Raw genomic sequence first — 22,552 nt, forward strand, 5'->3', positions numbered from 1 at the left:
TGTTGCTGCGTTGAGCGAGGAGTTCAAGTTAGAAACGAAGAAGACAACCGCAGATGTGCGGAGCGGTTATCGCGATGAAATAATTCGTAGTGTTCAAAGGATTTTGGAGCAAAGCTTTCCGGAGGCTATGCATAAGACATTCAGTCTTCAGGTAGAGCGTATTCAGACTGTGCTTGATGGTTTCGCTTCTTCGTCTGATCGCGATCGCATTCCCGAACTGGCTCAGCTTCGGAGCTTAAAATCAGGTTGGATGGGGGAGGGTAGTAGCGCACCCAATCAAGTTGCGCTTGCCGATGCAGAGCACTTTATCGCACGGGGGATCAGGGAAGGCCTTCATGCTCCAGCCATTTCTGCTTCTTTTTCTGGTGATATTTGTTTCTCTTGGCGAACGTCTCGAGGGAAGGCCTCTGCGCGATTCGAAGGCGATGGTTTCTTTGGCTATGCCATGTACCGAAATGGCCGTTTTGAAGCTGGCGAAGCGGATGGCCGTTTAGAAGAAGATAGATTGCCGCAAGATCTTGTTCTTTACTTGAAGGATATCTATGGGGGATGACCTGCAACTGTAAAGCTGAAGAAATGCAGCGAACACATGATGCAATCCACACGTTTGGTCCAGTTCTAGATGAGGAGAAAATACTCTTAGCTGGCATCTATCCGACGAATTGCGTCAATGGTGAGCTTCTTGACGCGGCTATTGATCATCGCAAACTTAAGAAGGGGGAGCAATCAGTCTGCAGGCAGAAATTCAGCAGTCAAGAGGAAGTTCAAAGCCAAGTTATCGATAAGCTTCTTGCTAAGGATCTGCAAAGAAGTTCCGAGTGGGTTTTTACCGCGACTGCTGGTTCGATTAGATCGTTAGCTACAGATGATGCGCAGGTATTTTGCGTAATTGATGACGGCGAAGTAAATTTTCCTGCTCACGCTGCTTTGTCTTATTCGGACGCCATTAGGGAGGATCAGAAATACTGGGAGAAGGCGAATAAACGCGCTGCCCAGCGTAACATAAATGCGGCAATGATCGGCAATTTGATTGAATTATTTCAGGCTGGACGTTGCAAAATTCACGATGCCTTCTCGGAAGCAACTTGAAAGCTAAATGTGAAATAATGGGTACGCCAGCTAAAGCGCGATCTCCTGCGCTGAGAGCCAGGCACTGAGCTTCTTGATCGCCGAATCAGCCATCTCTGGCTGCAAGACCAAGTAATGGCGGATGATGCTGGTAATAGAGATTAAGGAATGGCCTGTGATCGCGGCGATCTCCGCCAGTTCGCAACCGGCCAGCGCTAGACGCGTAACCGCTGTGTCGCGCAGATCCTGAAAGCGCTTATCGGCGACACACGGCGAGGTTTTGGCCGCGAGATCTCGAGCCTGCCGAAATGCCTTGTTCAGCGAAAATTTGTCGTAGGGATCACCATTGTCCTCGCGCAGGATCAGCACGTCGATCCGGGTCAGTCCCGCTTGGCGCTTGCGCGCCTTGATCGCGGTCACCCGGTCACGCAGTGCAGGTGTCATCGGCGCATCGATGAGGGCGCCGCCCCGACTTCGCATCTTCGCTTGGCTTAGGCGGATGCGCTGCTCGTCGAAGATCCGGTCGGGCAGTGCGAGCACATCGCTGAGGCGCTGGCCGGAATGCAGTGCGATAATGATTGCATCGCCGACCGAGTGCAGGCCGAGGCTATCGGCAGCCCCGACGACGGCCGTTACCTCCTCCGGCAGCCAGAACACCAGGCGCGGCGGGGCGGTATCGAGGCCGAGTTCGCGCGCGGGATTGTCAGCCCGCCAGCCAATGCGCGAGGCGTGGCTCAGCATTGCAAGGACAACGGCGAGAACGCCATTGGCCATGTGGTGGCCGCGTGTGGCGTGCATCTCCTCCCACCACCGATAGAGATGGGATTTCTCGATGGAGGCGACGGGCGTCTCGCCGAAGTCGGCCAGAAACACACTGATCTTGCGTCTGTAATCCGCCTTAGTCGTCTCTGCCTTCTTCGTGAATTTTGGCGAGGTCCGCCAAACCTCCCACAAATGATCACCCGTGCGAGGGGGCCGGAGGGGCGTGGGTGCACGGCGCTTTTTCTCACCTCCGGCACGCCATGCCGTCACCTCGTCATTAAGCCGGCGCGCTGCCTCGATCGCCCGCGCCATGTCGAGCCATTCGCCGACCTCGTTCCTGAGGTCTCGGCCTTTCCAGCCCTTGTCGCGCAACGTTGGGCCCGGCTCCCAGCGCGGCCGGCCGGCGCGCCATTTGAGATATGAGACTTTGATCTTCATGCGGTGAAGCCCTCGAGCGTCCGAATGGCTGACATCATTTTGACCACACTGCCGCTGCCTGCGGCATTATGGCCTGTCTCGATGGCCGCTGTCATGATCGCGATTACCGCAACGGTGTTCGGCACGCTGAGCGGATTGTCGCCATGCACATAGGCCGCCCGCAGGACGGTGACGCGCACGATCTCGCGGGATAGTCGTTCGGCGACGTTCATCACCCCCGCCCACTCACGTCCGGCTGGCCTTCGAAGCGCTTGATCTGCTCTTTCATCAGCACAACGATGTCCGCGCGATCGGCACCGTTCGAAATGTAATTGCAGCGCCCGTCCTGACTTCCGAACGGGAAAACCAGCAACACGAAGCCGACCTGCCGCTTTTCTCCCCTCGCCCTGCCGTTGAAAACCTTGTCCAATTTCCGGGCAATCGCCCGCATCTTCGCGAGGTATTTCGCCTCGCTTTGCAACCCGGCCGCCAAGGCTAGCGCCCATCTTGTGGTCGACCGCGAGGGCAAGGTGACTCAGCTCGCCCCGTTCAATTTGATCGCCTGGCACGCGGGCCAGTCGAGCTACAAGGGCCGGCGCGGGGTCAACGGCTTCGGCATCGGCATCGAGATGGTCGGCCCTGGGCAGATGACCTCGAGCAAGCCGGGTTTCGCGCGGGCTTGGTTCGGCGAAGATTTTCCGATCGACAAATATGACATCCGGCGCATGCGCACGCCCGCGCATGGCGATGGCTGGTGGATGCCCTTCACCGAGCCGCAGGTGCGCATGACGATCGCGCTCTGCAAGGCGCTGGTCGCGGCTTACCACCTCAAAGACATCACCACGCATTGGGCCATCTCGCCCAAGCGCAAGGTCGACCCGAATCCGCTCTTCCCCCTCGAGCTCTGCCGCGAGCTTGCCCTCGGCAAGGCGGCCGGGCCGATGGGGCTGGCCTGAGTGAAACCAACCGGAGCTTGAAAGACATGAACTGGGACACCGTCCAGCAGCTGCTGCGCATCATCCTCTACAGCGTCGGCGCATTCGTCCTCGGCGACGCCGTTGCCTCGGCCGAACTTTACCAGGGCCTGATCGCCGGCACCGTCAACGTCGCCGCCTTCGCCTGGTGGTGGTTCTGGGAACGCAACCGCGCCACGCCTCCCGCATGACCTGGCTGCAGATCATCGGCGTCGCGCTGCAGGTCACACTGGCCTTCGTGACTATGCTCCGCGAACGCCGGCTGCTGCAGGCCGGGGAGGCCGATGCGATCCGCGAAGCCCTGGAGGAGACCAATGCCCGCGTTGAAAAGGCTCTGGCTGCTCGCCGCGCTGCTGGTGCTGCCGGCATGCAAGACGACGACCCCTACCTCCGTGACTGACACATCCTGCCTTGCCTATGAGCCGATCCGTTATTCGCGGACCGATACCGAGGAAACCCGGCGCCAGATCATCGAGCACAACGCGGTCTGGGACGCGCTCTGCAAGACGCAATAGGAGACGGCCATGTCGATCGAGCCGCGAGCTGTGGGCGATAGCGTGTTGGCGACGGGGCTGGTGGCCGCTCCCGCCTGGGCGTCGTGGCTGGGGGATCTCAACCAAGTGTTGACGACCCTGACGCTTGTAGTCGGATTGGTACTAGGTGTGGGCCGCCTAGTGCAATTTCTTCAAAATCGTCAACGGATGAAGTCTCCTGGCACTTAGGCGACGCGTAGCTGTTAAGTGCCGCAGTCCGACTTCACCGCCCCAATTTACCTCCAATGAGTGAGAATTTTATCGCTCTGGAGCGCAAATCCCAACTCGGTCAAGTCATGGCCACTCAATTTCGAAGCGCCACAGGCGATGGTAAAAATGAGAAGGCTGTCCTGAATTACGTCGATAAGTGTCCGATCCGTTGACTAAAATATTGTTATCTTGATCCAGGAAATCCATTTTAAAAGCAGCTACTGCTACCCCGTCTCCGCGATAGTAATTATAGGCTTTAATATACAAATTGCAGTATGGACCAGGAACCAGAATTTCCGGAAATTGAAGGAGCACTTTCGCGGTAGGTTCGTGCTTCGATGTGACAACAACAAAGGTTTCAATCCTACCTCTGACGATCAAGAAAAATTCTAAACGATCACTAGTATCTGTGACTTCTATCAACAGCTTTCGTATCCTCAAGCCTTGAATGACGGTTCAGGGTGCGTGAATGGATAGTGATGTTGATACGGATATTCCATGGCTTTAGCTTACCGAAAACCAATAAACTACATGGTGAAAGACGCCATGCTGCGGTACTTCCCCACCTGCGAGCGGCGACTCGCCGGCATGAATCCGGATGTCGCCAATTGAAATAACAGGAAGTTCATTGGGGTCTAAATAAATTTTATATGAATAAGCAGACTTAAGATCAACCGGATTGTACGCTCTCACGTATAGTAAATTTTCAAATTGGCGCAACATTGGCCCTAAATTGACTGTGCCGGTCTGTCCCGCGGTTATGTACATGACCTCTCGGTCGTATACGCTATTCTTAAACCAAACCTGTAGTGAAGCATCGGCGGTATTTGCATGAAATACCGGGGAGCGGCCCGGATTGAGCAAAAGAATTCCTGTATCCTGAATAGCCTCGTGCAAATGTGGATATGGCATTTAGATATGCCTTCGAAACTGTAATCATGATCGCTTTTCTGGAAGCGCCGTTACTTGCTTTATAAACCTACGGAATTTTCAAAGCGTTATCAGGGCACCAAGGTTTGAGCGCATCTGGGTCACGAAACATCAACATTGTGAGTTCTTCTCAATGGTGCCATTTACTTGGCACATTTAGCTTCGGTATTGAAGCCTCTGGGATAACTCGGATCACGGTCGTCCCGTACACTCCTGCATGTTCTTCGGCCTGGGCTTCTCCTCGTCGGGTCGGTGTTCCCCACCACCGTCTAGTCAGTACATCGTGGGCCCGCTCATCGTCTGTGAGTATTAATATGCCCGTTGCATTCCACTACTGCAACGAAGATTTAAGAAATTGCAAATTGCAACGAATTCAATACTGGATTTTTGACGTGTGTGATGAAAAAGCAGAGCTTTGCGACGTGAACAGCGCAGTAAAACCGAAAAGTCGGAAATCCGACTTTTCGCCCCGCTGGCCGTTCTGATTTCGTTCTGGGTGAGTAGGACCTAAGTCCTTGAAATCATTGGTGAGCCCAGATGGATTCGAACCATCGACCTACTGATTAAAAGTCAGTTGCTCTACCGCTGAGCTATGGGCCCCTGCAAGGCGTGGCGGTATCTGCCGGCGTGGCGCCGGCTGGGCAGACCATAAGTAGGCGAGGCGGCGGCGTCAATAGGAGCGGCGCATGGGAAGCGCGCTCCGGCCGCCCTCAGCGCTTCGGTTTCGGGCGCCCCTCCAGCGCGCCGCCCTCCGCCGCCGGGTTCCAGCCCGCGACGGCCTCGATCTTGGCGGCCAGCTCGAAATCCTTGGCGGTGATGCCGTGAGCTGAATGGGTCATCAGCCGCACCTTCAGCGCGCCATAGGAGGCGCTGATCTCCGGGTGGTGCCAGGCGATCTCGGCGAGATAGCCGATGGCGTTGATGAGCATCAGCGTGTCCGGCCAGTTGCGCGTCTTCCAGTTGCGCACAATGTGGCCGTTCTCGAAGCGCCAGTCCGGCATATCCTCGAGCCGCTCGGCGATCTCATCCGGCGTGTAAACCGTTTCGTCGGCTCGGCCCGGCATCGGCGCGTCTCCTTCTTCCCGGTGCGGCCTCAGGCATAGGACAGCTTGAAGCGCTCGATCTCGACGCCGAGGCTGGCGCCTTCGAGCCGGTCGAGCTTTTCCACCACGATATGCACGCCCGCCGCGCGGCGATGGGCAAGGCAGCGCGCGGCGACCCGCTCGGCCAGCGTCTCCAGGAGGTTGATATGGCCCTCGCCGGTCACCGCGTGAATGGCCTCGACGATCAAATCATAGCTGACGACATGGCTGACATCGTCGCTGCCGGGATGGCGCGAGGGCAAGACCGACACTTCGACGGTGAAGCGCACGCGCTGGCGGCTCGCCTTTTCCTCCTCGAACGCGCCGACGAAACAGGGCAGGACCAGGCCGCGCACGAAGATGCGGTCGAGCGGGGCCGGGAAATCATCGTTATCGGCCAATCTGGCTCTCCTCGATCGGGCGTCCCCAGCGCCGTGATCCGCCTCGCGTAGCACATTGCCCGCGCGGCCAAAAATCCTTTCTTTCAGGAATCGGCGCGGCTGGTTTAACCTTGGCGCGATTTTGCCGGGCATCCGGCGCCGTGAGACGGTGGTCTCGGAAAGAGTTTTGAGCCAATGCCGCTGAAAAGCATGACGGGATTCGGCCGGGCGGGCGGCCAGGACGGCGAGGCCGCCTGGAGCTGGGAAGTGCGCAGCGTCAACAATCGCGGGCTGGACATCCGCCTGCGCCTGCCGCCGGGCTTCGAGGAGTTCGAATTGCGCGTGCGCGACGCCATCGCCAAGCGGCTGACGCGGGGGAGCCTTGCCGTCAATCTGGCGCTGAAGGCGCCGGCCATCGGCTCCGACCTGCGCCTCAACGAGGCCGCGCTGGCGAAGCTGGCCGAACTGGCCGAGCGGGCGCGGGTGCTGACCGGCCGCGCCGAGCCGGTGCCGCTGGAAGCTCTGCTCGCCATGAAGGGCGTCATCGAGACCTCGGAGGCGCAAACCGCCGACGAGAGCGCCTCGCCGCTGATCGAGGCGCTGCTGAAGACGTTTCAGGCCGCGCTGGACAGCGTCGCCGCCGCCCGGCTGGCGGAGGGCGCCCGGCTGCGCGACATCCTGGCCGAGAAGGTCGACGAGGTCGAAATGCTGACGCGGCAGGCCGAGACGGCGCCCGAGCGCAGCCCGGAGGCGATCGCGGAGCGCATCCGCGTCCAGCTGCAAAGGCTGCTGAACGAGAGCAATGCGCTCGATGAGAACCGGCTCTATCAGGAGGCGGCGCTGATCGCCACCAAGGCCGATATCGAGGAGGAGATCAAGCGGCTGCACGCGCATGTCGCCGCCGCGCGCGAGCTGATCGACAGCGACGCGCCGGTCGGGCGCAAGTTGGAGTTCCTCGCCCAGGAATTTCAGCGCGAGGCCAATACGCTGTGCTCGAAATCGAATGCGGCGGAGATCACCAAGGTCGGGCTGCGGCTGAAATCGGCCATCGATCAGTTCCGGGAGCAGGTGCAGAATGTCGAATGAGCCAAGCCCGGGCAGGGCAGGGGGCGGCGCCGGGCGGCGCGGGTTGATGCTGATCCTGTCCTCGCCCTCGGGCGCCGGCAAGACCACGCTGACGCGGCGGCTGCTGGCGGAAGAGGGCGCGGCCTGCCTGCTGTCGGTCTCGGCGACGACGCGGCCGCCGCGCCCCGGCGAGCGCGACGGCGAGGATTACGTCTTTCTCGCCCGCGCCGAATTCGAGACGCGGCGCGACAGCGGCCATTTCATCGAATGGGCGGAAGTGTTCGGCAATCTCTACGGCACGCAGAAGGAGCCGGTCGAGGCGGCCCTGGCGGGCGGGCGCGACGTGGTGTTCGACATCGACTGGCAGGGCGCGCGCCAGCTTTCGGCGAGCGCGCCGGGCGATGTGGCGCGGGTGTTCATCCTGCCGCCGTCGCGCCGGGTGCTGGCGGAGCGGCTGAAATCCCGCGCCGGCGATCCGCCCGAGGTGATCGCGCACCGGCTGGCCAGCGCCTCCAGCGAGATCGTGCATTGGGATGAATATGATTATGTCATCGTCAATGAGGATCTCTCGGATAGCCTTGCCGCCTTGCGCGCGATCCTGGCGGCGGAGCGGCTGAAGCGGACCCGCCAGCCCGGCCTGGGCGACTTCGTCGCCGGGCTGCTGCGCGAGGGTTAGGCGCGGCTGCGGGGAGAGACCAATCGCGGCCGTTGACGCAATTCGCCGCCGAGTCCTCGCCCCAAAAGGGAGGCTCGTCGGGGTTTCGTGCCTTAGCCGAGAGGCATTACCCCCTCACCCGGCGCGCCATGCGCGCCACCCTCTCCCCATGGGAGAGGGAAGGCTGCGGCGCCTTCGGGGGCTAAGAATCGTCGCGAGCGCTATGGAACGATTCCATATACCGCGATGCGCCCAGGAGGCAGAGCCTTCAAGTCGGCACGGCGGAGCTCCCTCTCCCATTGGAGACCTTTGCGTATCGAAGGTCCTCTCCCCGTCGTCCCGGACGGCCGTCAGGCCGAGCCGGGACCCAATCATATTTCCGCTATTGCTGCGGCAAGCGGAGAAGCGAGTGGGCCCCGGCTCTAACGGCCGGGGCGAAGGAATCGAAGTTTTGCAAAGGTCTCCATGGGGAGAGGGATGGGGTGAGGGGTTACAAACTCTCGATGGGGCAGGGACCATCGTCCGCACCGATCCATGCCAGGGTGTCCCTGGGTAGAGATGTCGCCGGCGTCGGGGGCGGCTTCGCGTCCGAAGACTGGCGTTTCAGATCAGTCAATCCGCCCGCCGCTCAAACACACAGTGTCATTCTCGCGAAAGCGGGAAGCCAGTACGCCGCAGCGCTCACGTTTAAGACCGAGCCAGCCACGAAGTTTGCCTTTTACTGGATCCCGCTTTCGCGGGGATGACAAAAACGGGTGTTCGCGCGACACGGCACACCACCTCGAAACGTCACAACGCCACCCCGACACATCACGCCATCCCGGCGCTACCCTCCCGCCAGCTCCGTCAGCCGAGCCGAGAGGCGGCAGAAATCGGCGATGTCGAGCTGCTCGGCGCGAGCGGAAGGGTCGATGCCGAGCTCCTCCAGCAGCGGGACCGCGCCGGGCAGGCTTTTCAGACTGGCGCGCAGCATCTTGCGGCGCTGACCGAAGGCGGCGGCGGTCACGCGCTCCAGCATGGCAGGGCTGCCGGCGTCGAGCGGGGCAGCGCGCGGGCGGAACTCCACCACCGAGGACTCGATCTTGGGCGGCGGCACGAAAGCGCGCGGCGGCAGGTTGAACAGGATGCGCGCCTCGCAGCGCCATTGCGTCAGGATAGCGAGGCGCCCGAAGGCCTTATCCCCAGGCTTGGCGACGATGCGCTCGGCGACTTCGCGCTGGAACATCAGGATCATGCGGTCGAACCAGGGCGGCCAGGGCTCGGTCTTGAGCCAGCCGGTGAGCAGCGGCGTGCCGACGGAATAGGGCAGGTTGGCGACGATGCGCGCCTTGCCGCCGGGGAGCAGCGTGGCGGCCCAGTCGATGTCCAGCGCGTCGCCCTCGATGATCTCGACCTGACCGGGCCAATGCGCGGCGATGGCCTCCAGCGCGGGCAGGCAGCGCGCGTCCTTCTCGACGGCGATCAGCCTTGCCGCGCCCTCGGCGAGCAGGCTCCGGGTCAGACCGCCGGGGCCGGGGCCGATCTCGACCACGGTCACGCCTTCGAGCGGCCCGGCCGAGCGGGCAATGCGGGCGGTCAGGTTCAGATCGAGGATGAAATTCTGGCCGAGCGATTTCTTCGCCGACAGCCCGAGTTCGCGGATCACCTCGCGGAGCGGCGGCAGCTCGGTCATCGGCGTCTGGCGGGCGCGTCCCGGTCGTCGGCGGCCATCGCGGCGGCCATACGCAGGGCGGCGATCAAGCTGTCTGGCCGCGCCTTGCCGCTGCCGGCGATGTCGAAGGCGGTGCCGTGATCGGGCGAGGTGCGGATGAAGGGCAGGCCGAGCGTGACGTTGACGCCCTCGTCGAAGGCCAGCGTCTTCAATGGGATCAGCGCCTGATCGTGATACATGGCGATGGCGGCGTCATAGCGGGCGCGGGCGCGGGCGTGGAACAGCGTATCGGCCGGATGCGGGCCGGTGACGTCGATGCCCTCGCGGCGGAGCAGCGCCAGCGCCGGGGCGATGACGCGGCTCTCCTCGTCGCCCATCAGGCCGCTCTCGCCGGCATGGGGATTGAGGCCGGTCATGGCGAGGCGGGGCTTGGCGATGCCGAACCAGCGCGTCAGCCCGGCGGCGGTGACGCGGGCGGTCTCGGCGATCAGGTCACAGGTCAGCGCCTGCGGCACGCTCGCCAGCGCGATGTGGATGGTCACCGGCACGACGCGCAGGCCCGCCCCGCACAGCATCATCACCGGAAAGGCGGTGGCGCCATGCTCGGCGGCGAGCACGCCGAGAAATTCGGTATGGCCGGGAAAGGCGAAGCCGCCGCCCTCCATGACATATTTGGCGATCGGATTGGTGACGACGCCGAGCGCTTCGCCGGCGATGGTGAATTCCACCGCCCGCTCGATGCTGGTCCGGATGGCGGGGACGTTGGCCGGCTCCGGCACGCCGTGCGCGGCGGGGGCGAGCAGGGGCACCGGCAAAACCGGCAGCGCCTTCGGGAAGACCGAAACCGCCTCGCCGATGCGCTCGATGGCAACACACGGCACGTCCAGCCCAAGCGCCGCCGCCCGCGCCCGAAGCAGCGGCAGATCACCCAGCAAGGCAAAGGGTGCGATCGCATCCGCCTCGCGGCGGAGCCAGGCCGCCAGCGTGATATCCGGGCCGATCCCGGCGGGATCGCCGCAGGTCAGCGCAAGGGGCCTGGGAGCGGCGCTCGGCCGGCTCACTTGCTGAGATATTTGATCGAGGCGCGGTCTTTCATGTCCTTCAAATGCCGGCGGGAATAAAGCTGAAATTCCTCCTGCATCCTGTCCTTGCTCTCGTCCTTCTTCTCCGACTTGCCGCTGGCGACGGAGACCTGTTTCGTGCAGACGGCGTGCGATTCGATATTGCCGCCATTGATGACCGGCGGCGTCATCTCGCCGGGCTTGGCCTTCACCAGCGCGGCGCGGACATCACCGGAGAAATCCTTCAGATTGGCCTTGCGCAGGCTTTGCACCGTGATGCCCGTCTTGCCTTTAATCTGGGCGACGAGGGCGGGGCAAGTGGAAAAGCCCTTGCGGATCGCCTCGGCCTCGACGAGGCGCTTGGCGAAGACATTCTGGTCGGCATTGGCCGGCAGCGTGAATTTGACGATCTCGACATCGACCAGCGTGCCGGAATCGGCCTCGGCCGGCGCCGTGTTATCGACGCGGGACACCGCCGCCTGCACCCGCGAGCCGTAGATGCGGCGGATCACCTCGCGCCAGGCGGTCTGGGCGCGGATGCGCTCGCGCAAGGTGGAGGGGTTGACGCCCTGGTTCTGGAACTGGCCCAGAAATTCCTCCAGGCTGGCGTCGCGGCCGCCGCCCTTGGCCATGCGGGTCAGCGATTCGTTGACGTCGGCATCGGAGACGGAGATCTTCTGCGCCCTGGCTTCCTGCATCATCAACCGCTCTTCGATGAGCTGGTCGATGGCCTCCTGGCGCTTGGAGCCGCTCGACGAGGCGACGACGTCCTGCTGCAGCTTAGCGACGAATTTCTTCTGCAGCTCCTGCGCCTCCTCGCGCGATTGCGGGCGCTGCTCGGTCATATAGGCCTTAAAGGCCGCCTTGGTTTCCTCGGATTGCAGCTTGGCGCGGACCTTGTCCCCCAGACCGCCGGTCAGGGCGAGGAAGCGCTGGCGCTGGGCGACGTCGTAGCTGGTGATCGGCTCGTCATTGACCAGCACGACGACACTCTGCGCCATCGCGCCCGGCAAATGGGCCAGCAGCAAGAGCCCGAAGAGGACGAACCGCAACGGCCATGAGCCATGGGCAGTGTTCGGTCTGAGAGTCATAGTCAGAGATCCGCCATGCGTTGGCAATGGTCAGGCCGCCCCAGGCGGCCAAAAACCCTCTAGCGCCATTGAGCTTGGGGGATTCGCGAGGCCTTCTCAACCTCGCGTTAACCTTTTCCAGCTCAATGTTGCCTCCACCCATATAGGGTGGCGGGTTTTTGCGCCATACGCTTATTTAATAATCGGCGATTCCGACGAGAATGTGCCGATTGTGTCGGTACGGCTTTCGTTGCCACCGAGTTGCAGCAGATTGTAGCGCACCAGGACCGTCTGGTCGGGCTTGATTTCGCCGTCCTCGACGTTCGACTCGATATAGGTGACCGAGAGCATGAAGCACTCGTCGGCATATTTCAGGCCGATGCTGTTGCGAACCACCTGGTCTTCGTCGAGATCGTAGCGAATGTCGCCGAACAGCGTCCAATGGTCGGCCACCTTGATCGCCGCAAGCGCCGCGACTTCCTCGCGCTCTTCGTCGAAGCCGAGAGCCGGCTGGGCTTTGGCATCGACGTAATTGGCCGACAGCATGAACGGTCCGTAGGAGCCGGTCAGTTGCAGATCCTGGCGCTTAATCTCCAGATCGTCCTCGCCGACGCGCACCTGCGACACGAATTGCAGGTTCTTCGACAGGTCGAGATACACGCCCGCCACATAGTCGGACTCGGTATTCGACAGGCCGGTATCGGCGCCGAACGAGTTTTCGCCGGCGATCTGATAGCTCTGACCCGCGACGACCCGGGCATTCCAGCCGCCATTGGTGTCGATCGTGTACTGCACGCCGACATTGGCGCGGGTGCCGGTCTCGATACGGTCATAGCCCGAGAACTTGTCGATATCGAACAAGAGCGTGTCGTCGAACACCAGGCTGCGCGCGTCTTCGTTCGGGATCTCGCCCTGGTCCTTGATATCGGGGCGGGCGATCACCTGGGCGATCGGCTCGATGACATGGGTGGCGTTCTCCGTGTGCTTCACGAAGGGAAACCGGTATTCCACGCCGGCGACCGCCGTGCCGCGGAAGGCGGTCGTGCCGTCTTCCCGCTCGTCGGACGAAATGGCGTCGTCGAAGCTGGTGGTCTTATAGATATCGCCGCGCGCCTGCATGAAGGGCGTGACGATCTCGCCGATCGAATCGTTGAACGACCGGCGCCACTTGACCTGATTGACGATGCGGTTGACGTCGCCGCCATTGTCACGCGACAGGCTCAGCACATTGGCGTCGTAGCTGAGTTCGCCGCCGAGCACCGGCTCGCCGAAGATGTAATTATAGTCGATGGACGGGTGGACCGTGGAGTCCGACTGCGCCTGGTCGTCCGCCGTCAAGCCGCCGAAATTATACAGATTGGCCGAGAAATAGTTCCGGTCGCTCTGTCCGACGAGGTAGACGGTCGAAATCCGGTCGGTGTCGTAGATGTTGTCGAGCTTGTAGAAACGGCGGAAGGTGTCGTCGCTTTCGAGCGTCGCATCCCAGCCCCATTTCCAGAACGAGCCGAGCTCGAATTCGCCCTTGGTGACGATGCTGCCACGGAATTCGCTGTCGCGCCGGGTGCTGTCATCTGGATCGTCGTCGAACACGCCGGCCGCTTCGACGCGGTAGCTGCCGGTCGACAGGCGCTGGCGCCAGTCGGTCTTCAGCAGGAAGCCGGCCTCGGTGGTCACCACCGGCGTGACGGTCAGATCCGCGCTCGGCGACAGGGCGTAATAATAGGGCACCCCGACCGTCAGGCCGAGATCGTCCGAATTGCTGAATTCCGGCGTCAGGAAGCCGGAGCGGCGCTTCACGGTCGGATCGGGATAGTAGAAATACGGCACCCAGACCAGCGGCACGCCGAACATTTCGAAGACGCCGTCTTCGAAATAGACGTTACCCTCGTCCTTCACATGGGTGATCTTGTTCGCCTTGATGCTCCAGATCGGCGGCGCGTCCGGCTTCTCCACGCATTGTTTGCAAGGCGTGAACACGCCCTTTTCGAAAACGGTGGTGTTGCCGTCCTTGCGGACGGCGCTGGAGGCGGCGATTCGCATCTCGTCCTTCGTCACGGCCTTGAAGGACCGGATGAAGCCGTCGCGGAAATCGCTCGATAAGGTCATCTGGTCGGCATTGACCACCGCGCCATCCGCCTCCTTGATCCGAACATGCCCGCTGGCGTTCAGAGTATTGGCGGTCTGGTCGTAAATCAGGCGGTCGGCCTGCAGCGCGTTGTTCTTGTAGTAAACCTCGACATTGCCCTTGGCGATGACACTGTTGTTCTTCTTGTCATAGACAAGCTCATCCGCCTGCAGCAGCAGGGGCTGATTGGTTTCGTTATTGCCGATCTGCGGCTTCAGCATATCTTCCTTGGCGGCAGCCGGCGCAACAGCACCCAGCAACAGCACCACGCCCAGTGCGGAGGCTAACGCCGCTCCGCTTACTCTACTGAACGAGAGCCCGAGGCGTGTCCGAATCGACATCGCCGCCGAAGAAGGCTTGCGTCCCCCATGCAAAGCCTTAAATCCCATACGTCAGCCGTCCTCCTGATGCAGCAGGACGGTCACCGCCAGCAAGCTGGCTATGACTATCGGCGCCCATGCCGCCACCCCCACGGTTATATAACCGGACATGCCCAATTTGCGCGACAACTCGACTAGAATGAAAAAGCCGAAGCCCCCGCTCAACCCGGCGATCACCATAGTCTGGATCTTGCCGAAACGAAAGGGTTTGAGCGCGCAAGTCGCCGCCAGAAGCACCATCGCGACCATCAGCAGCGGCCGTGCCAGGAGCTGCTGATAATAGAGACTATACGCAGTCGTATCGACGCCGGCTTTCTTGGCAAACTCTATAAACTTAGGAAGCTCCCAGAAATCTACGCCCTCCACGGTATCCACGCTCTCCGTTACTTGGCTAGCGTCGAGAAATGTGCTGACCAAATACCTGTTGTAATGTTGCGGCGCATTGCCTGAACTGGAAACATTAGCGTTCTCCAGCTCCCAATAACCGGGCCGCAAATTCGCCTTATCTGCTTCGATTCTCTCAATAAATTTTTTGTTGAGATCAAATTGCAACAGCGTTAACCCGGCCAGCAAAGTGCCGCGATTTGCGGTGGCCCGCGCGTAGATGATCGACTGCCCGTCGGGGCCGTCCTGGCGAATCCACGACGAAGTTCCGTTCTTGCTTTGTCCGCCGCCCTTGGCCGCGAAGGACGTGGCAAAAATCTGCTCGGACGCCAATTTCGCCTTTGCCGCCAACGGGTTGTAGACGGTGCTGGCGAACACGCCGACGAGCGCGGCGAGCAGCATGGCCGGCTGCAGGAACTGCCAGATCGAGATGCCCGAGGCGCGCACGATCACGAGTTCCGACGAGCGACTCAACATCAGGAAGGCGCCGATCGAGCCGATCAGCACGGCGAAGGGAATCATCAGCTCGGCAAAGCCGGGCAGGCGCAGCAGGGTGAGGAACACCACCTCGCCGGCGGAGACCTCGACCTTGCTCGCCTCGCGCATCATCTCGACGAAATCGATGAAAAACACCAGCATGATGCAGACGCCATAGACCACCAGGATCATGACGAACAGCCGCGTGGCGAAATATCGGCCTAATGTATTGACTGCGTTCATCTTGCTCTTCTTGGCCGTTTCAAGTCGGCCGGCTCGCCAGCTTGGCGCGCGGCCACAGCCGCAGGGAGAAGCTCGGCAGCGATGGCGGCCGGATTTCGAAATGGATCATGATCAGCGTGATGATGATGCCGGCGATCGGCACGCCCCAGAGCACCATGAGCCCGGTATTGCCGTCCTTGGCCGCCATGTTCACGCCGGCGAGCCCGATGATTCGCAGCACCGTCGCCACGGCAAAGCCGGCGAACAGGCTCTGCATCCGGCTGTCGCGAGTCGTCCGGGGAAAGCCCAGATAAACGCCGACGATCAGCACGAACAGGATCGGATAGAGCGGATTGGACAGCCGGTCATGCAGCTCGGAGCGGAATTTGCCGGCCTGCGCCTTATAGAAGGGGTCGTTGACATCGGGGTCCCACAGCTCCTCCATAAAGCGCTCGCGCGGCTTGAAATCGCGCGGGCCTTCCTTGGGGCCGAACTGGCTGATGTCGAACAGATAGCTGTCGAAAACCACGATCTGCACGGCCTTGGTCGCGCCGTTCTGGCGCTGGATATGGCCGTTGCGCATGATGAGCAGCGCGCGCCCGTCCTCCTGCTTGGTGATATGACCCTCCTCGGCGAGATAGGTCATGATCTGGCTGGGGTCGCGCTCGTCATGGATGACGAGGCCGAGCAGGTCGCCATTGGCGGCGCGCTCGGCGATATGGATGGTGAGCCCGGTTTCGGGCGAGGAGAACTTGCCCGGCTGGAGCACCTGCGAGATCAGGTCGGTGCGCACCTTGATGGCGTAATCGCGCAGGATCCGCATCGACTGCGGCGCCAGATAGGCGTTGGACGCCATGGTGAAGATCGAAACGATGATGCCCAGGAGCAGATAGGGCTTCATCACCCGCCAGGTGTTGGAGCCCGAAGCCGACAGCACGATCAGCTCGCTGTCGCCGCTCAGCCGGTTCAGCGAATGCAGCGCCGAGATCAGAAGCGCGACCGGCGCCACGATGGCGATCAGATTGGGCATCGCCAGCAGCGTGATCTTGATGAAAATCCAGAAGCTCTGGCCCTGATTGGTGACGAGCGAAATCTGCCGCAGCGCCGTCGTCATCCAGACGATGAGCGTCAGCGTGATCAGAATCGTGGCCAGCGACGTGGCCGTCTGGCGGAAAATATAGCGGCCGATAATATCCATGAGAACATGTCGCCGGGGTTCACGCGCCGGATTGCCGGCGCCACCACCTGCGGTCGCACGGTATAATGGCGGATTTTCGGCTAAGCATCACTGGACGTTGAAATGGCGTGCAGCTTGTGTAGAGTAAACGCTCCAGCCACGCCAGTGCTTAATTCCCTCAGCGCCATCCGTTCTGTTCGCGCCGGGCCGGATGCGGCGGCGGTCTTTTTTCACGATGCTCAGCCGCCATTTGCGGCGATGAGGTGAGACGATCCATGACGAAAGCCTTAGACATTCAATTTGCCGGCTCAGACGACATCAAGGCCAAGGTCTGCGTGCTGTTCAGCGAGCAGAACAAGGCGTTCGGCCCCGCGCTCCGGGCGCTCGACGCCCGCTCCGGCGGCATCGTCTCCAAGGCGGCCGGCATCGCCAAATTCACCGGCGGCAAGAAGGCGTTTCTCGATCTCGTCGCACCGTCCGGCCTCGATCTCGACCGGCTGCTGGTCGTCGGCCTCGGCAGCGCGGCCAAATTCACCGAGACCGACTGGCTGGCGCTCGGCGGGCGCATCCGGGCGCGGCTGATCGCGGCCCGCGCGAACGCCGCCGACGTGGTGCTCGAGCTGGCCGACGGCGGCGTCATCCCGGGGAAGGACGTGGCGCTGGTGGCGCTCGGCATCATGCTCCGCGGCTATGAATTCAAGAAATACAAGAGTAAAAAGAAAGAAGCGGACGAAGAAGACGAAGATACCAATAATCTGTCGTCGCTGCGCATCCTGACCCGGCAGGCGGACGAGGCCGCCAGCCATTTCGCCGCGCTGAAGGCCGTCGGCGACGGCGTCATGCTGGCCCGCGACCTCGTCAACGAGCCGGCCAATGTGCTGTTTCCGGACGAGTTCGCCCGCCGCGTCGCCGAGCTGGCAGGGCAGGGGCTCGAGGTCGAGGTGCTCGACCAGGAGCGGCTCGGCGTGATCGGCATGCGGGCGCTGCTCGCCGTGGGGCAGGGCAGCGCGCAGCCGAGCTGCGTCGCCATCATGCGCTGGCGCGGCGCGGCGCAAACGGACGCCAAGCCATTGGTTTTCGTGGGAAAAGGCGTCTGCTTCGACACGGGCGGCATCTCGATCAAGCCGGCCGCCGGCATGGAGGACATGAAGGGCGACATGGGCGGGGCGGCCGCCGTCACCGGCGTCATGCTGTCGCTCGCGGCGCGCAAGGCCCCCGTCAACGCCATCGGCATCATCGGCCTGACCGAGAACATGCCGAGCGGCACCGCCCAGCGCCCCGGCGACATCGTCACGACGCTGTCCGGCCAGACCGTCGAAGTCATCAACACCGACGCGGAGGGCCGTTTGGTGCTCGCCGATGTGATGTGGTACGCGCAGGAGCAGTTCCAGCCGCGCGCCATGGTGACTTTGGCGACGCTCACCGGCGCCATCATCGTCTCGCTCGGCAAGGAACATGCCGGCCTGTTCTCCAATGACGATTCGCTGGCCGAGCAACTGACCGCGGCGGGGCGCGAGTCGGGTGAAAAGGTCTGGCGGATGCCGCTCGACCCCAAATATGACAAGCAGGTCAATTCCAAGGTCGCGGACATGAAGAATATCGGCGGCCGCGACGCCGGCTCGATCACCGCCGCGCAATTCCTGCAGCGATTCGTCAAGCCGGGCGTCGCCTGGGCGCATCTGGACATTGCCGGCACCGCGATGGGTTCGCCCGCGACCGACATCAACACGAGCTGGGGCTCCGGCTACGGCGTCATGCTGCTCGACCGGCTCGCCCGCAAATTTTACGAGACCGCGTGAGGCTCGTGCGCAACAGGAGCTCGTTTTCCATAATACACCTTATGCGAATCGGCGTTAACGGCGCGTCAAGTGTAATTTTTCGGCCTTGCGCGCGGTTGGTGTGGCGAGGCGGCGGCGATCGATGACAGGCATGGACGAGACGGCCGGAGCCGCCGAGGCGATCGCGCGGCTGGCGGCCAAGAGCGCGGGCGAGGCGCCGATGACGCTCGGCGACCTCATCGCCATCATGGCGGTGCTGCGCGATCCCGAGCGCGGCTGCCCCTGGGACAAGCAGCAGAATTTTTCCACCATCGCCCCCTACACGATCGAGGAAGCCTATGAGGTCGCCGATGCCATCGCGCGCGGCGATCTCATTGATCTAAAAGACGAATTGGGCGATTTACTGCTGCAGGTCGTCTATCACGCGCAGATGGCGAAGGAGGACAGCCGCTTCGATTTCGACGCCGTCGCCGATGGCATCGCGCGGAAAATGATCCGGCGGCATCCGCATGTGTTCGGTGATGAGGAGACGCGGGAAGCCGTGCGGGTGCCCGGTCTGTGGGACCGCATCAAAGCGCAAGAGGCCGAGGCGAAACGCGCGGCGGCCGGCGGCGAGGCGCCCGCGCCTGAAGGCGTGCTGGAGGGCATCCCGCTAAACCTCCCTGCCCTCACGCGATCGGTGAAAATCCAGCGCCGCGCGGCAAAAGTCGGCTTCGACTGGCCGGAAACCGAGCAGATCTTCGCCAAGGTTTGGGAAGAGCTGTCCGAGTTCTACGAAGAATTGCGCGGCGGCCGGCAAGCTGAAATGCAGGAAGAATTCGGCGACCTGATGTTCGTGCTGGCGAACCTCGCCCGCCGCCTCGACATCGACCCGGAGGCCGCGCTTCATTCCGCCAACCGTAAATTCGCCCGGCGCTTCGCGCATATCGAAGCGGCGCTGAAGGCGCAAGGCCGCGCGCCCGAACAGGCAACGCTCGAGGAGATGGAAGCGCTTTGGCTCGAGGCGAAGAGGGTGGAGAAGGGGTGAGGGCAGAAGTTCGTTTCACCCTCTCCGTCGTCCCGGACGCTGCGAAGCAGCGAGCCGGGACCCAATCATATATCCGCGAGACTCGGCCCAGCCGTTCGGCGAGTGGGCCCCGGCTCTGACGGCCGGGGCGACGAGCTTTATGGTCATCCCTGCAAAAGCGGGGATCCAGTAAAAAAGCAAACTTCGCCTTGAGGGATTGTCTAAACGCGAGCGCTGCTGAGTACTGGATTTCCGCTTTTGCGGGAATGACAAGTATGAGGGTGCGGTCGGCTTTTATCGACGAGGTGACCCGCGTGAACCCTCATCTCCGCTCAAGCCTCCTGCCCTGCCCCGCTCTCCGCCGCCAGCTTGCCGCGCATGAACTCGAAGCGCTCCAGGTCGGCCGCCGCCAAGCGCACCTCGATCTCCGTCGTCCCATCCTCGTGGTCCCGGCGGCTGCGGATTTGCGCCCGCTCATACAGCCAGTGCAGCAGCGCGCCTTCGCCGGAGCCGATCGTGAGCACGCGCACGACATGGCTCGAGGCCAGGAAATCCGCGATGCGCCGCTTCAGCTCCGGCAAACCCGCGCCGGTCTGGGCCGAGACCAGCATCGGCTGCGGATCGAGCCGGGCGGCCTGGCTGGCCAGAAACTGCCGCTCCTCCTCGCCGAGCAGGTCGATCTTGTTCCAGACTTCGACGATCTTGGCCTCGTGGCCGCCGATTTCGACGCCGAGACCGGCCAGCACGCCCTCCACATCCTCCTTCTGCTGATCGGAATAGGTGGTGGCGATGTCGCGGACATGCAGGATGAGGTCGGCGCCGGACACTTCCTCCAGCGTGGCGCGGAAGGCGGCGACCAGCGTCGTCGGCAATTCGGAGATGAAGCCGACCGTATCGGAGAGGATGGCGACGCCGCCGAGCAGCTCGATGCGGCGCATGGTCGGGTCGAGCGTGGCGAACAGCTTGTCCTCAGCGACCACGTCCGCCTTGGTCAACACATTGAACAGGCTGGATTTTCCGGCATTGGTATAGCCCGCCAGCGCCACAGTCGGAAACGGCGTGCGGCGGCGGCTGGCGCGATGCAATTCGCGGGTGCGGCGGACGGCGCCGAGGTCGCGCTTGATGGCGTCGATGCGCTCGCCGATGACGCGCCGGTCGGCCTCGATCTGGGTCTCGCCGGGGCCGCCGAGAAAGCCGAAGCCGCCGCGCTGGCGCTCCAGATGGGTCCAACTGCGCACGAGGCGGCTGCGCTGATAGAGCAGATGCGCCAGCTCGACCTGAAGCCCGCCTTCCTTGGTGCGCGCGCGGGCGCCGAAAATCTCCAGGATGAGGCCGGTGCGGTCGAGCACCTTGGCGTTCCATTCGCGCTCGAGATTGCGCTGCTGCACGGGGGTGAGCGCATGGTCGACGATGACCAGCGAGGCGCGTTCGGCTTCGACGATGCCCTTGAATTCCTCGACCTTGCCGGAGCCGAACAGGGTCGCGGGGCGCGGACGCGGGATCGGCACGAGGCCGCTCAGCGCCACGTCGAGCGCGATGGCGCGCGCGAGGCCGACGGCCTCTTCAAGCCGGGCTTCGGGCGGTACGGGTTTGCGGGTGGAGGCATGTCCGTCGGCGGAACGCTGGCCGCGCGTCGCCTTCACATCCTCGCGGAACACCGGATGCAGCACGATCGCGCGCATGGGATCGCGCGGCGCGGCTTCGCTCGAAGCCCCACGCCGGCGCGTGTCCTTGCTGTCTCCGCTGGTCTTTGCGCGTGAGGCTGTCAACTAAGTTGACGCTCCTCCATTCTGGTCGCCGTCGAGCAATTGGATCGGTCCCCCCGGCATGATGGTAGAAATGGCGTGTTTGTAGACGAGTTGCGAGTGCCCGTCGCGGCGGAGCAAGACACAGAAATTATCGAACCAGGTCACGATGCCTTGTAGCTTTACGCCGTTCACTAAAAAGATCGTGAGGGGCGTCTTATGTTTCCTGACATAGTTGAGAAAAGTGTCTTGAAGGCTAGGTGCTCTTTCGGCGGCCATGTTTTTTCCGTTTTTTGTTGAGGCGGCGGTTGGTCCCGCTCGCATTATAGGATCTGGTTAGACGTCAGTATTAGAGCTTATCGCCCCATTTTGTCATTTTTTGCCCTAACTGGTTACATCGAAAAATATTGAGTGAAGCTTGTCGCCCTTACCTTAACAAAGCGCGAAGCGGAGACTGTTCCGCAAAATTGTGGAAATGCTGGCGCAGCCGCAAGGCGAGGGGGCCGGGCTTGCCGTCGCCGACCGGCGTGCCGTCGATGGCGATGACCGGCGTGACGATCCCTGTCGCGGAGGTGTTGAACGCCTCCCGGGCGGCCTTCGCCTCCTCGACGCTGAACGCCCGCTCGATCAGTTCAAAACCCTCCTTGCCGAGAAGGTCGACCACCACCGTGCGGGTGATGCCGCGCAGAATCCCCGTCTCGGCAGGCCGCGTGATGATGGCATTCTCCGGCGTAATGATCCAGGCATTGCAGGAGGCGCCCTCCGTCACAAAGCCATTGTCGTCGACCAGCCAGGCTTCCTTGGCGCCGGCGTCGTAAGCGGCCTGGCGGGCGAGCGCCTGCGGCAGCAGGCCGACCGTCTTGATGTCGGGGCGGCGCCAGCGGATGTCGGGGGTGGTGATGACCTTGATGCCGGCGCTCGCGCGCTTCTCGGCGGCGGCGGGCGAGCCGCTGCGCGCAAGGCAGACCAGCGTCGGCGCGGTGTCGTCGGAGGGGAAGGCGAAATCGCGCTTGGCCACGCCGCGCGTGACCTGGAGATAGACCATCCCGTCGCGCACCCGGTTGCGGCGCACCGTCTCGCGCAGGACGATGCCGAGCGCCGCGCGGCCCATCGGCACTTTCATCCTAAGCTCCGACAGGGAGCGGTGCAGCCGGTCGATATGGCGGCGCTCGTCGATCAGGCGGCCGGCCTTCACCTCGCAGACTTCATAGACGCCGTCAGCGAACTGAAAGCCCCGATCCTCGACATGCACGCAGGCCTCGCCATAGGACGAATAAGACCCGTTGACATAAACGACTCGCGCCATCCGCATACCCCTCTTGCAGCCCCAGCGAGATCATCGTTGCCGCAAGTCAATATTTCAAGGCCGACGGGAGAAAAATCCCGCCGCCCGTAAGTCG

26 protein-coding genes and 1 tRNA gene are annotated in these 22,552 nt (G+C 62.4%); 10 read left to right on the top strand and 17 right to left on the bottom strand.

Annotated features, from left to right (window positions below):
- The first annotated feature begins 10 nt into the window (after positions 1–10).
- Together BLEFHOIH_RS25970 and BLEFHOIH_RS25975 are read left to right on the top strand one after the other, a co-directional pair.
- Positions 11–553 (top strand): hypothetical protein, encoded by a 543-nt coding sequence (locus BLEFHOIH_RS25970; RefSeq protein ID WP_125461514.1) that lies wholly within the window; start codon positions 11–13, stop codon positions 551–553.
- Positions 550–1,089, top strand: a complete 540-nt coding sequence (locus BLEFHOIH_RS25975; RefSeq protein ID WP_125461515.1) for a hypothetical protein — start codon at positions 550–552, stop codon at positions 1,087–1,089. Before BLEFHOIH_RS25970 ends, BLEFHOIH_RS25975 begins: the two co-directional genes overlap by 4 nt.
- A 30-nt stretch (positions 1,090–1,119) precedes the next feature.
- On the opposite strand, the gene BLEFHOIH_RS00060 is transcribed toward BLEFHOIH_RS25975, so the two are convergent.
- The 3 genes from BLEFHOIH_RS00060 to BLEFHOIH_RS00070 are packed head-to-tail and all read right to left on the bottom strand — an operon-like array spanning position 1,120 to position 2,740.
- On the bottom strand, positions 1,120–2,268 hold the full coding sequence (locus BLEFHOIH_RS00060) for a tyrosine-type recombinase/integrase (RefSeq protein ID WP_088342455.1): 1,149 nt from the start codon (positions 2,266–2,268) through the stop codon (positions 1,120–1,122).
- Entirely contained in the window at positions 2,265–2,480 is a 216-nt protein-coding gene (locus BLEFHOIH_RS00065; protein ID WP_088342456.1) for a hypothetical protein, read from the bottom strand. Before BLEFHOIH_RS00065 ends, BLEFHOIH_RS00060 begins: the two co-directional genes overlap by 4 nt.
- Entirely contained in the window at positions 2,480–2,740 is a 261-nt protein-coding gene (locus BLEFHOIH_RS00070) for a hypothetical protein (RefSeq protein ID WP_088342634.1), read from the bottom strand. The genes BLEFHOIH_RS00065 and BLEFHOIH_RS00070 overlap by 1 nt, the downstream gene beginning before the upstream one ends.
- A 16-nt stretch (positions 2,741–2,756) precedes the next feature.
- Here BLEFHOIH_RS00070 and BLEFHOIH_RS00075 point away from each other — a divergent pair, with 16 nt between their 5' ends.
- Genes BLEFHOIH_RS00075 through BLEFHOIH_RS27460 form a run of 4 tightly spaced genes read left to right on the top strand, consistent with a single transcriptional unit; the run spans position 2,757 to position 3,736 of the window.
- Positions 2,757–3,203, top strand: a complete 447-nt coding sequence (locus BLEFHOIH_RS00075; RefSeq protein ID WP_170936919.1) for an N-acetylmuramoyl-L-alanine amidase — start codon at positions 2,757–2,759, stop codon at positions 3,201–3,203.
- 26 nt (positions 3,204–3,229) lie between these two features.
- Positions 3,230–3,412 (top strand): hypothetical protein, encoded by a 183-nt coding sequence (locus BLEFHOIH_RS00080; protein WP_088342458.1) that lies wholly within the window; start codon positions 3,230–3,232, stop codon positions 3,410–3,412.
- A complete protein-coding gene (locus tag BLEFHOIH_RS00085; RefSeq protein ID WP_088342459.1) occupies positions 3,409–3,621 on the top strand; it encodes a hypothetical protein in 213 nt (70 codons plus the stop codon). The genes BLEFHOIH_RS00080 and BLEFHOIH_RS00085 overlap by 4 nt, the downstream gene beginning before the upstream one ends.
- On the top strand, positions 3,614–3,736 hold the full coding sequence (locus tag BLEFHOIH_RS27460; protein ID WP_280950367.1) for a hypothetical protein: 123 nt from the start codon (positions 3,614–3,616) through the stop codon (positions 3,734–3,736). Before BLEFHOIH_RS00085 ends, BLEFHOIH_RS27460 begins: the two co-directional genes overlap by 8 nt.
- A 312-nt stretch (positions 3,737–4,048) precedes the next feature.
- Here the strand turns inward: BLEFHOIH_RS27460 and BLEFHOIH_RS25980 are convergent, their stop codons facing one another.
- The 5 genes from BLEFHOIH_RS25980 to BLEFHOIH_RS00100 form a co-directional block, all read right to left on the bottom strand.
- On the bottom strand, positions 4,049–4,387 hold the full coding sequence (locus BLEFHOIH_RS25980) for a hypothetical protein (RefSeq protein WP_125461516.1): 339 nt from the start codon (positions 4,385–4,387) through the stop codon (positions 4,049–4,051).
- Positions 4,388–4,468: 81 nt separating this feature from the next.
- Positions 4,469–4,876 (bottom strand): hypothetical protein, encoded by a 408-nt coding sequence (locus tag BLEFHOIH_RS25985; protein WP_125461517.1) that lies wholly within the window; start codon positions 4,874–4,876, stop codon positions 4,469–4,471.
- Between the two features lie 543 nt (positions 4,877–5,419).
- Positions 5,420–5,494 (bottom strand) — tRNA-Lys (locus BLEFHOIH_RS00090).
- A 110-nt stretch (positions 5,495–5,604) separates the two neighbouring features.
- On the bottom strand, positions 5,605–5,958 hold the full coding sequence (locus BLEFHOIH_RS00095) for a 4a-hydroxytetrahydrobiopterin dehydratase (protein ID WP_088342460.1): 354 nt from the start codon (positions 5,956–5,958) through the stop codon (positions 5,605–5,607).
- Between the two features lie 29 nt (positions 5,959–5,987).
- Entirely contained in the window at positions 5,988–6,377 is a 390-nt protein-coding gene (locus BLEFHOIH_RS00100; RefSeq protein WP_210191608.1) for a dihydroneopterin aldolase, read from the bottom strand.
- A gap of 174 nt (positions 6,378–6,551) precedes the next feature.
- Here BLEFHOIH_RS00100 and BLEFHOIH_RS00105 point away from each other — a divergent pair, with 174 nt between their 5' ends.
- Together BLEFHOIH_RS00105 and gmk are read left to right on the top strand one after the other, a co-directional pair.
- The gene (locus tag BLEFHOIH_RS00105; RefSeq protein ID WP_088342462.1) at positions 6,552–7,442 is read left to right on the top strand and encodes a YicC/YloC family endoribonuclease; all 891 of its coding nucleotides are present in this window, start codon (positions 6,552–6,554) and stop codon (positions 7,440–7,442) included.
- Complete coding sequence (gene gmk / locus BLEFHOIH_RS00110) at positions 7,432–8,097, top strand: guanylate kinase (RefSeq protein ID WP_088342463.1); 666 nt, start codon at positions 7,432–7,434, stop codon at positions 8,095–8,097. Before BLEFHOIH_RS00105 ends, gmk begins: the two co-directional genes overlap by 11 nt.
- A gap of 805 nt (positions 8,098–8,902) precedes the next feature.
- Here the strand turns inward: gmk and rsmA are convergent.
- The 6 genes from rsmA to lptF form a co-directional block, all read right to left on the bottom strand.
- Complete coding sequence (gene rsmA / locus BLEFHOIH_RS00115) at positions 8,903–9,748, bottom strand: 16S rRNA (adenine(1518)-N(6)/adenine(1519)-N(6))-dimethyltransferase RsmA (protein WP_088342464.1); 846 nt, start codon at positions 9,746–9,748, stop codon at positions 8,903–8,905.
- Positions 9,745–10,788 (bottom strand): 4-hydroxythreonine-4-phosphate dehydrogenase PdxA, encoded by a 1,044-nt coding sequence (gene pdxA / locus BLEFHOIH_RS00120; RefSeq protein ID WP_088342465.1) that lies wholly within the window; start codon positions 10,786–10,788, stop codon positions 9,745–9,747. Before pdxA ends, rsmA begins: the two co-directional genes overlap by 4 nt.
- The gene (locus BLEFHOIH_RS00125) at positions 10,785–11,879 is read right to left on the bottom strand and encodes a SurA N-terminal domain-containing protein (protein WP_088342466.1); all 1,095 of its coding nucleotides are present in this window, start codon (positions 11,877–11,879) and stop codon (positions 10,785–10,787) included. Before BLEFHOIH_RS00125 ends, pdxA begins: the two co-directional genes overlap by 4 nt.
- A gap of 171 nt (positions 11,880–12,050) precedes the next feature.
- A complete protein-coding gene (locus BLEFHOIH_RS00130; RefSeq protein ID WP_170936920.1) occupies positions 12,051–14,204 on the bottom strand; it encodes an LPS-assembly protein LptD in 2,154 nt (717 codons plus the stop codon).
- Positions 14,205–14,375: 171 nt separating this feature from the next.
- Entirely contained in the window at positions 14,376–15,467 is a 1,092-nt protein-coding gene (gene lptG, locus BLEFHOIH_RS00135; RefSeq protein WP_088342468.1) for an LPS export ABC transporter permease LptG, read from the bottom strand.
- Positions 15,468–15,486: 19 nt separating this feature from the next.
- Complete coding sequence (gene lptF / locus BLEFHOIH_RS00140; RefSeq protein WP_088342469.1) at positions 15,487–16,644, bottom strand: LPS export ABC transporter permease LptF; 1,158 nt, start codon at positions 16,642–16,644, stop codon at positions 15,487–15,489.
- Between the two features lie 254 nt (positions 16,645–16,898).
- Between lptF and BLEFHOIH_RS00145 the strand changes: the two genes are divergently transcribed.
- The gene (locus BLEFHOIH_RS00145; RefSeq protein WP_088342470.1) at positions 16,899–18,422 is read left to right on the top strand and encodes a leucyl aminopeptidase; all 1,524 of its coding nucleotides are present in this window, start codon (positions 16,899–16,901) and stop codon (positions 18,420–18,422) included.
- A gap of 199 nt (positions 18,423–18,621) precedes the next feature.
- Positions 18,622–19,428, top strand: coding sequence for a nucleoside triphosphate pyrophosphohydrolase (gene mazG, locus BLEFHOIH_RS00150; RefSeq protein ID WP_088342635.1), 807 nt, complete (start codon positions 18,622–18,624; stop codon positions 19,426–19,428).
- A 311-nt stretch (positions 19,429–19,739) separates the two neighbouring features.
- On the opposite strand, the gene hflX is transcribed toward mazG, so the two are convergent.
- The 3 genes from hflX to BLEFHOIH_RS00165 form a co-directional block, all read right to left on the bottom strand.
- Positions 19,740–21,176: a GTPase HflX gene (gene hflX / locus BLEFHOIH_RS00155; protein ID WP_245296801.1), complete on the bottom strand. Its 1,437-nt coding sequence runs from the start codon at positions 21,174–21,176 to the stop codon at positions 19,740–19,742.
- Positions 21,177–21,431, bottom strand: coding sequence for an RNA chaperone Hfq (hfq, locus tag BLEFHOIH_RS00160; RefSeq protein WP_088342471.1), 255 nt, complete (start codon positions 21,429–21,431; stop codon positions 21,177–21,179).
- A 148-nt stretch (positions 21,432–21,579) separates the two neighbouring features.
- Positions 21,580–22,458, bottom strand: coding sequence for a D-amino-acid transaminase (locus BLEFHOIH_RS00165; protein ID WP_088342472.1), 879 nt, complete (start codon positions 22,456–22,458; stop codon positions 21,580–21,582).
- Between the last annotated feature and the right edge of the window lie 94 nt (positions 22,459–22,552).

It is taken from the genome of Rhodomicrobium sp. R_RK_3, from assembly GCF_002198715.1.
In the GTDB taxonomy this organism is placed as follows: domain Bacteria; phylum Pseudomonadota; class Alphaproteobacteria; order Rhizobiales; family Rhodomicrobiaceae; genus R-RK-3.

What these genes read in the sequence shown, in the direction of transcription:
- BLEFHOIH_RS25975 (WP_125461515.1), top strand. Translation starts at nt 550, where the DNA reads ATGACCTGCAACTGTAAAGCTGAAGAAATGCAGCGAACACATGATGCA.
- BLEFHOIH_RS00060 (WP_088342455.1), bottom strand. Translation starts at nt 2,268, where the DNA reads ATGAAGATCAAAGTCTCATATCTCAAATGGCGCGCCGGCCGGCCGCGC.
- BLEFHOIH_RS00065 (WP_088342456.1), bottom strand. Translation starts at nt 2,480, where the DNA reads ATGAACGTCGCCGAACGACTATCCCGCGAGATCGTGCGCGTCACCGTC.
- BLEFHOIH_RS00080 (WP_088342458.1), top strand. Translation starts at nt 3,230, where the DNA reads ATGAACTGGGACACCGTCCAGCAGCTGCTGCGCATCATCCTCTACAGC.
- BLEFHOIH_RS00085 (WP_088342459.1), top strand. Translation starts at nt 3,409, where the DNA reads ATGACCTGGCTGCAGATCATCGGCGTCGCGCTGCAGGTCACACTGGCC.
- BLEFHOIH_RS25985 (WP_125461517.1), bottom strand. Translation starts at nt 4,876, where the DNA reads ATGCCATATCCACATTTGCACGAGGCTATTCAGGATACAGGAATTCTT.
- BLEFHOIH_RS00095 (WP_088342460.1), bottom strand. Translation starts at nt 5,958, where the DNA reads ATGCCGGGCCGAGCCGACGAAACGGTTTACACGCCGGATGAGATCGCC.
- BLEFHOIH_RS00105 (WP_088342462.1), top strand. Translation starts at nt 6,552, where the DNA reads ATGCCGCTGAAAAGCATGACGGGATTCGGCCGGGCGGGCGGCCAGGAC.
- gmk (WP_088342463.1), top strand. Translation starts at nt 7,432, where the DNA reads ATGTCGAATGAGCCAAGCCCGGGCAGGGCAGGGGGCGGCGCCGGGCGG.
- rsmA (WP_088342464.1), bottom strand. Translation starts at nt 9,748, where the DNA reads ATGACCGAGCTGCCGCCGCTCCGCGAGGTGATCCGCGAACTCGGGCTG.
- BLEFHOIH_RS00125 (WP_088342466.1), bottom strand. Translation starts at nt 11,879, where the DNA reads ATGACTCTCAGACCGAACACTGCCCATGGCTCATGGCCGTTGCGGTTC.
- BLEFHOIH_RS00130 (WP_170936920.1), bottom strand. Translation starts at nt 14,204, where the DNA reads ATGCTGAAGCCGCAGATCGGCAATAACGAAACCAATCAGCCCCTGCTG.
- lptG (WP_088342468.1), bottom strand. Translation starts at nt 15,467, where the DNA reads ATGAACGCAGTCAATACATTAGGCCGATATTTCGCCACGCGGCTGTTC.
- lptF (WP_088342469.1), bottom strand. Translation starts at nt 16,644, where the DNA reads ATGGATATTATCGGCCGCTATATTTTCCGCCAGACGGCCACGTCGCTG.
- BLEFHOIH_RS00145 (WP_088342470.1), top strand. Translation starts at nt 16,899, where the DNA reads ATGACGAAAGCCTTAGACATTCAATTTGCCGGCTCAGACGACATCAAG.
- mazG (WP_088342635.1), top strand. Translation starts at nt 18,622, where the DNA reads ATGACGCTCGGCGACCTCATCGCCATCATGGCGGTGCTGCGCGATCCC.
- hfq (WP_088342471.1), bottom strand. Translation starts at nt 21,431, where the DNA reads ATGGCCGCCGAAAGAGCACCTAGCCTTCAAGACACTTTTCTCAACTAT.
- BLEFHOIH_RS00165 (WP_088342472.1), bottom strand. Translation starts at nt 22,458, where the DNA reads ATGGCGCGAGTCGTTTATGTCAACGGGTCTTATTCGTCCTATGGCGAG.